This is a genomic window from Ornithinicoccus halotolerans (genome assembly GCF_009602535.1).
GTDB classification, from domain to species: domain Bacteria; phylum Actinomycetota; class Actinomycetes; order Actinomycetales; family Dermatophilaceae; genus Ornithinicoccus; species Ornithinicoccus halotolerans.
Genome location: NZ_WIQI01000130.1, coordinates 1 through 6,350, shown reverse-complemented (window position 1 = coordinate 6,350; position 6,350 = coordinate 1). Strand labels below are relative to the sequence as shown.

General features: G+C 72.5%; 5 protein-coding genes. 3 read left to right on the top strand and 2 right to left on the bottom strand.

The features are described 5' to 3' along the window. Positions 1-633 (bottom strand): RNA polymerase subunit sigma-70 (locus GFJ45_RS14530; RefSeq protein ID WP_267128868.1); only part of this gene is annotated, 633 nt, incomplete at its 3' end. 99 nt (positions 634-732) lie between these two features. On the opposite strand from GFJ45_RS14530, the gene GFJ45_RS14525 reads away from it, so the two are divergent. Next, complete coding sequence (locus GFJ45_RS14525) at positions 733-2,106, top strand: glucose-6-phosphate dehydrogenase (RefSeq protein WP_153398459.1); 1,374 nt, start codon at positions 733-735, stop codon at positions 2,104-2,106. A gap of 21 nt (positions 2,107-2,127) precedes the next feature. On the opposite strand, the gene GFJ45_RS14520 is transcribed toward GFJ45_RS14525, so the two are convergent. Then, the gene (locus tag GFJ45_RS14520; protein ID WP_153398457.1) at positions 2,128-3,450 is read right to left on the bottom strand and encodes a multidrug effflux MFS transporter; all 1,323 of its coding nucleotides are present in this window, start codon (positions 3,448-3,450) and stop codon (positions 2,128-2,130) included. 172 nt (positions 3,451-3,622) lie between these two features. Between GFJ45_RS14520 and GFJ45_RS14515 the strand changes: the two genes are divergently transcribed. Next, complete coding sequence (locus GFJ45_RS14515) at positions 3,623-4,990, top strand: choice-of-anchor B family protein (protein ID WP_153398455.1); 1,368 nt, start codon at positions 3,623-3,625, stop codon at positions 4,988-4,990. A 118-nt stretch (positions 4,991-5,108) separates the two neighbouring features. Continuing rightward, positions 5,109-6,350: GTP-binding protein (locus tag GFJ45_RS14510; protein ID WP_194288694.1), on the top strand; the 1,242-nt coding region annotated here is incomplete at its 3' end.

Sequence of the window (6,350 nt, the reverse complement as noted above, 5' to 3'; positions counted from 1 at the left end):
CTCCAGCAGCGCCTCCTGCTCCGGGCTCAGCGCGGTAGCGGCCGGCGCACGGTCCCGGGCCAGCTCGGCCTGGCGCAGCGTCTCGCGGGCGCGCTGCAGGGCGCTGTTGACCGCCGCGACCGACGTGCCGACCGCGTCGGCCACCTCGGCGGCCCGCCACTGCAGCACGTCCCGCAGCACCAGCGCGGCCCGCTGCCGCGGCGGCAGGTGCTGCAGCGCCGCGACGAAGGCCAGCCGGATACCCTCCAGCGTCTCCGCAGACTCCTCGGGTCCGGCGCCCGGGGCGGTCCCGGCAACCAGCGCGTCCGGCACCGGCGTCAGCCACGGCGTCTCCAGCGGGTCGGACAGCGGCCGGTCGGGGTCGGCCGCCGGTTGGCCCAAGCCGGTCGGCAACGGCCGCTTGTCCCGCTTCTCCAGGGCGGTGAGGCACACGTTGGTCGCGATGCGGTGCAGCCAGGTGCGCAGCGAGGCCCGCTCCTCGAAGGTGTGCTGGGAGCGCCAGGCGCGCACCAGCGTCTCCTGGACCAGGTCCTCGGCGTCGTGCACCGACCCGGACATCCGGTAGCAGTGGGCGAACAGCTCACGCCGGTAGGCCTCTGCGCGCCGGACGAAGTCGGTGTCCTGGTCGGTCATGGTCATCCCCGTGATCCCGCCTTCCCCTGGTCGTGACGCTTGCAGTATGGCCGACCCGGCCGGGCAGCGGAACTCATCGGTGGCTGGAACACTGGCGCCATGACTGACCAGCCGATGACCTTTCTGATCCTCGGTGCTTCCGGCGACCTCACCAGCAGGCTGCTGCTGCCCGGACTCGGGACGCTGCTCGCCGTGGAGCCGGACCGACAGCTGCGCGTGGTCGGCGCCGACCTGGCCGAGCTGGACGCCCAGCAGTGGCAGGAACGGGTGCGTGAGGCGCTGGCCGGGGAGGAGGTGCCGCAGCAGACTCTGGACCGGATCGTGGAGGGGACCGCCTACGTGCAGGCGGACCTGCTGGACGAGGGGGGCCTCGGCCAGGTGATGGCCGAGGCCGGCGACGGGCCGCTGGTCATCTACTTCGCGCTGCCGCCGCAGATCACCGTCCGGGTGTGCCGGCTGCTGGAGCAGGTCTCGCTGCCGGAGCCGACCCGGCTGGCGCTGGAGAAGCCGTTCGGCAACGACACCGAGTCCGCTGTCGAGCTGAACCGGCAGCTGACCCGGCTGGTCCCCGAGGAGCAGATCCACCGCATCGACCACTTCCTCGGCCTCAACACCGTGCTCAACATGGTCGGCATCCGGTTCGCCAACCGGTTGCTGGCGCCGGTCTGGTCGGCCGAGCACATCGAGCGGGTCGACATCACCTACGACGAGACGCTCGGGCTGGAGGGCCGCGCGGGCTACTACGACACCGCCGGGGCGCTCGTCGACATGATCCAGTCGCACCTGCTGCAGGTGCTGTCGCTGTTCGCGATGGAGGCTCCGGCGATGATGACGCCGGAAGAGGTGCGCTCGCTCAAGGCCCAGGTGCTGCGCAGCACCCGGCTGTGGCAGGACTCCCCCGTAGTGGCCTCGCGCCGGGGCCGCTACACGGCCGGGGAGGTGGAGGGCCGGCCGCTGCCGGACTACGTCGCCGAGGAGGGCGTCGACCCCGCGAACGAGACGGAGACCTTCGCCGAGGTCGTCGTCGAGGTGCGCAACGGCCGCTGGAAGGGCGTGCCGTTCGTCCTGCGCAGCGGGAAGGCGCTGGAGCGGGTCGCCAAGCAGGTCGAGGTCACCTTCCGCCCGCCGCCGCACGTGCCGACGGGGATGACCGGCCACGGCCTGCGCGACCGGCTGCTGATGGAGCTCAAGCCGGGGGCGATGACGATCCAGCTGGCGGTCAACGCCCAGGGCGACCCGCTGGACCTGGAGCCCAAGGAGCTGCGCGCCGAGCTGGGCAAGTCGCGGATGCAGCCCTACGGGGAGGTCATCGCGGGGATCCTCGACGGCAACCCGCTGCTGGCAATCCGGGGCGACGTCGCCGAGGAGTGCTGGCGGATCGTCAGCCCGGTCATGGAGGCCTGGCGCTCCGGGGAGGTGCCGCTGGAGGAGTACCCGGCCGGCTCCACCGGTCCCGAGCCCTGGCAGCCGTAGCCGGTCAGCCGGAGGCCCGGCTCACTCCCAGGCCATGTCGCGCAGGATGTCGCGCGGCTTGGCCAGCAGGTGGAACGCCGTCAGGGAGAGCACCGAGCAGCCCACCATGATCGCGGCCATCGGCACGGCCGAGGCGGCGTTGAAGAGCCCGGAGAGGGGCGAGATGAGCGCCCCCAGCACGAAGTTGGTGGCGCCCAGCAGCGCCGCCGCGGACCCGGCGCGGCGGGCGTGGTGGTGCAGGGCGATGACCGGGTTGTTGGGCATGACGAACCCGACGGTGCCCAGCAGCAGCACGATGCCGACCACCAGCGGCCACGGGCCGAGGTCGAGCAGCGCCACGACCAGCAGGCCGAGCCCGGCCAGCAGCCCGGCCGGGAGCGCGACCTGCAGGATGCGCACCGGGTGGTGGCGGCGCACCAGCGAGCCGTTGACCTGGCTGGCGATGGTCAGCGACCCCGCGCCCGCCGCGAAGACCAGCGCGTACTCCTGCGTGGAGAAGCCGTAGAGGTCCTGGAAGATGAAGGTCGCCGAGGAGATGTAGGCGAACAGGGCGCCCATCGCCGTGGCTGCGGTCAGCACCAGCCCGACGTAGCGGCGGTCGGTCAGCAGCACCCGGTAGGAGCGGGCGACCGGCCGCAGCCCGCGGGAGCCGCGCCGCTCCTCCGGCAGCGTCTCCTGCACCCGCCAGATGGCGAGCGCCGTCAGCAGCAGGCCGATCCCGGCCAGCGCCCAGAAGATGGTACGCCAGGTGCCCAGGTAGAGGAACTGCGCGCCCAGGGTGGGCGCGATGATCGGGGCGACGCCGACGATCAGGAACAGCCGGGAGATGAACCGCGCCATCACCGACCCGCTGTAGAGGTCACGCACCATCGCCTGGCTCAGCACCATGCCGGCCGCGGCGGTCAGCCCCTGGAAGAAGCGCAGCACCAGCAGGGCGGCGATCGAGTCCGACAGCGCGATCAGCACCGACGCGGCCACGTAGCCGACGAGGGCGGTGATGAGCGGGCGTCGCCGTCCGAGGGTGTCGGAGACGGCGCCGATGATCAGCTGCCCGCTGGCCAGGCCGACCAGGGTCGCGGTGAGCGTGAGCTGGACGGCCGAGGCGGTGGTGGACAGGTCGGACACGACGGCCGGGAAGGCCGCGAGGTACATGTCCATCGTCAGCGGGCCGATCCCGACCAGGGCGCCGAAGAGCAGCAGCTTGGCCACGAACGGGGCCCCGCTGGTGGGGGCGTCCGGCAGCCGGGTCGTGACGGGGGGCTCGGGCGGGCTCCCGTCGGGGATGGTCGTGGCCGCGCTGGGGTCGTCGGCGGTCCGCGCTGCCTCCCCTGCTCCCGTCCTCACGCTGGACGTCAAGGCGCCAAGGGCACGCGGCTATTCCCCGACGGTGCACGGTCCGGTCTGGATGTGCCCAGGAGTTGGTCAGGATCTTCCCAGGTCCGCTGCGGCGGGAGCCCCTCAGCTCTTACGGTCGAGTGTGCCCGATTACCGGGCAGGGACCAGCTGAGGAGGAACGGTGAGCAGGATCAGGACAGGTGTGGCCGCGGGACTGGGTGTGCTCGCCCTGGCCGCGGGAACACTCTCGGCGCAGGCGCACCCCGAGCACGACGGGACCGGCAAGGAGGTCGGGTTCGACCGCGTGGTCGAGGACGTCAGCCCTGGCGGGGTGCCGATGGAGCGGATGACCGACGTGCGGTGCGAGGACGGCCTGGCCGACATCTTCCCGTGCCACAAGATCGACCTGATGAGCTTCGTCCCGCTCACCGAGATGGTCACCGGGGACGTGGCGGCCACCTGGAGCAACGACGTCTGGGGCTGGACCGACCCCGAGACCGGGCGCGACTACGCCCTGGTCGGGCTGTTCGAGGGCACCGGCATCGTCGACGTCACCGACGGCTCGGACCCGGTGTGGCTGGGGATGCTGCCCACCCACACCGAGGTCGGCAACGGCGGGGTGTGGCGCGACATCAAGGTCTACGCCGACCACATGTACGTGGTGAGCGAGAACGCGGGCCACGGCCTGCAGGTCTTCGACCTCACCCGGCTGCGTGGCGTGACCGAGCCGCAGGAGTGGACCGAGGACGGCTGGCTGGGTGGCTTCGGGCACGTCCACAACCTGGCCATCAACGAGGACAGCGGCATGGCCTACGTGGTCGGCTCGGTGCGCGAGGTGACCGCCTGTGACAACGGCCGTGGCGGGCCGATCATCGTGGACCTGGCCGAGCCGGCGGCCCCCGTGGTCGCGGGCTGCTACGGCGGTGACGGCTACACCCACGACATCCAGTGCGTGGAGTACCACGGCCCGGACGCGGCCTACACCGGCCGGGAGATCTGCATCGCCTCCAACGAGGACACCGTCACCGTGCTGGACGCCACCGACCCGGCGGACGTGCAGATGCTGGCGCGCACGCCCTATGACACCGCGTCCTACACCCACCAGGGGTGGCTGACCGATGACCACCGGTACTTCCTGCTCGGTGACGAGCTGGACGAGATGTACGGGACGGTCGACACGACCACGACGTACATCTTCGACCTCGCCAGCCTCGGTGACCCGCAGCTGACGGGGGTGGCCTCGACCGGGCTGACCTCGATCGACCACAACATCTTCATCAAGGACGGGCTGGCCTTCGAGTCCAACTACACCTCGGGGCTGCGGGTGTTCGACACCTGGCGGCTGGACCAGGGCCGGATGACCGAACGCGGGTACTTCGACGTCTTCCCGGCCGACGACGGCACCTACTTCGCCGGCACGTGGAGCAACTACCCGTACTTCGACGACGGCAAGGTGGTCGTCAGCGGCACCGAAGAGGGACTGTTCGTGCTGCAGTCGCGGGTGAAGTCGGCCACCACCAACAACGGCGGCGGCAACTCGATGCGCTGACCCGCCGAACCGCCGGTGAGGACGGCCGTCTCCGCTTCGGCGGGGGCGGCCGTTCCGGTCCGCCGCCGCCGGCGGGCTGCCCCTTGTGCGATCGGTGGCGCGGGAGCAGGGTAGGCGCATGAGCCGCCACAACGGCTCCGCCGCCCGTCCCGCTCCCTCCGGTCCGCGCGACGTGCGCACGGTCGTCCTGGTCGGCCCCGCCGGGGCCGGCAAGTCGACGCTGTTCCACGCCGTGCTGGGCGCCGAGCCGGAGCCGGAGCGTCGCGCGCGGGGCGGCAAGGAGTCCGGGCCGCAGCCCTCCACCGCGCTGGACGTCGGCACCGTGGAGGTGCCGCGTGGCGGGCCGCCGGGGGTCGAGGCCGAGTGGGCGCGCGACGGCGAGGGCGGCCCCGAGGGGGACGGCGACGGGACCGTTCGGGTCACCGTGCTGGACACGCCGGGCCGCGCCGACTTCGTCGGGGAGGTGCGCGCCGGGTTGCGGGCGGCGGACGGGGTGGTCTTCGTCGTGTCGGCCGTGGACGGCATCGACAGCGCCTCGCGGATGCTGTGGCGCGAGTGCGCCGCGCTCGGCAAGCCGCGTGCGGTCGCGGTGACGCAGCTGGAGTCGACCAGGGCCGACTACGCGGGGGTCGTGGAGGAGGTGCGGCGCTCGTTCGGTGACGCGCGCCCCCTCCTGGTGCCCATGCTGGAGGACGGACGGCTGGTGGGGCTGGCCGACCTGCTCTCCCGCACGGTCGAGGGGTCCGGGGCGTGGGAGGACTGGGCCGAGGAGCTGCGCGGCCCGGTCATCGAGTCGCTCATCGAGGAGTCCGAGGACGAGACACTGCTGGACCGGTACCTGGAGGGGGAGGAGATCTCGGCCGACCAGCTCGCGGGTGACCTGGAGGCCGCCGTCTGCAGCGGCCGGTTCTTCCCGATCGTGCCCGTGCACCCACCGACGGGGGCGGGGGTGCCCCAGCTGCTGGCGCTGGTGACGCGGGCGTTCCCCTCGGCGGCGGACGTGCCGCTCCCGGCGGTGACGTCGCCGGAGGGTGAGCCGCTGGAGCTGCCCGGAGCGGACCCGGCCGGTCCGCTGGTGGCCGAGGTGGTGCGCACGACGACCGACCCCTACGTGGGCCGGTTGTCGCTCGTCCGGGTCTTCTGCGGCACGCTGCGGTCGGACGACAAGCTGCACGTCTCCGGCCACCTGGGCCGGGACGGGCATCCCGACCACGACGATGACGAGCGGGTGGGCCAGCTGCTGGAGCCCCGGCCAGACGGACAGGCGGCGCGGGACAGCGCTGTGGCCGGTGAGGTCGTGCTGGTCACCAAGCTGGCGCACGCGGAGACGTCGGACACGCTGTCGTCGATGGCCCGGCCG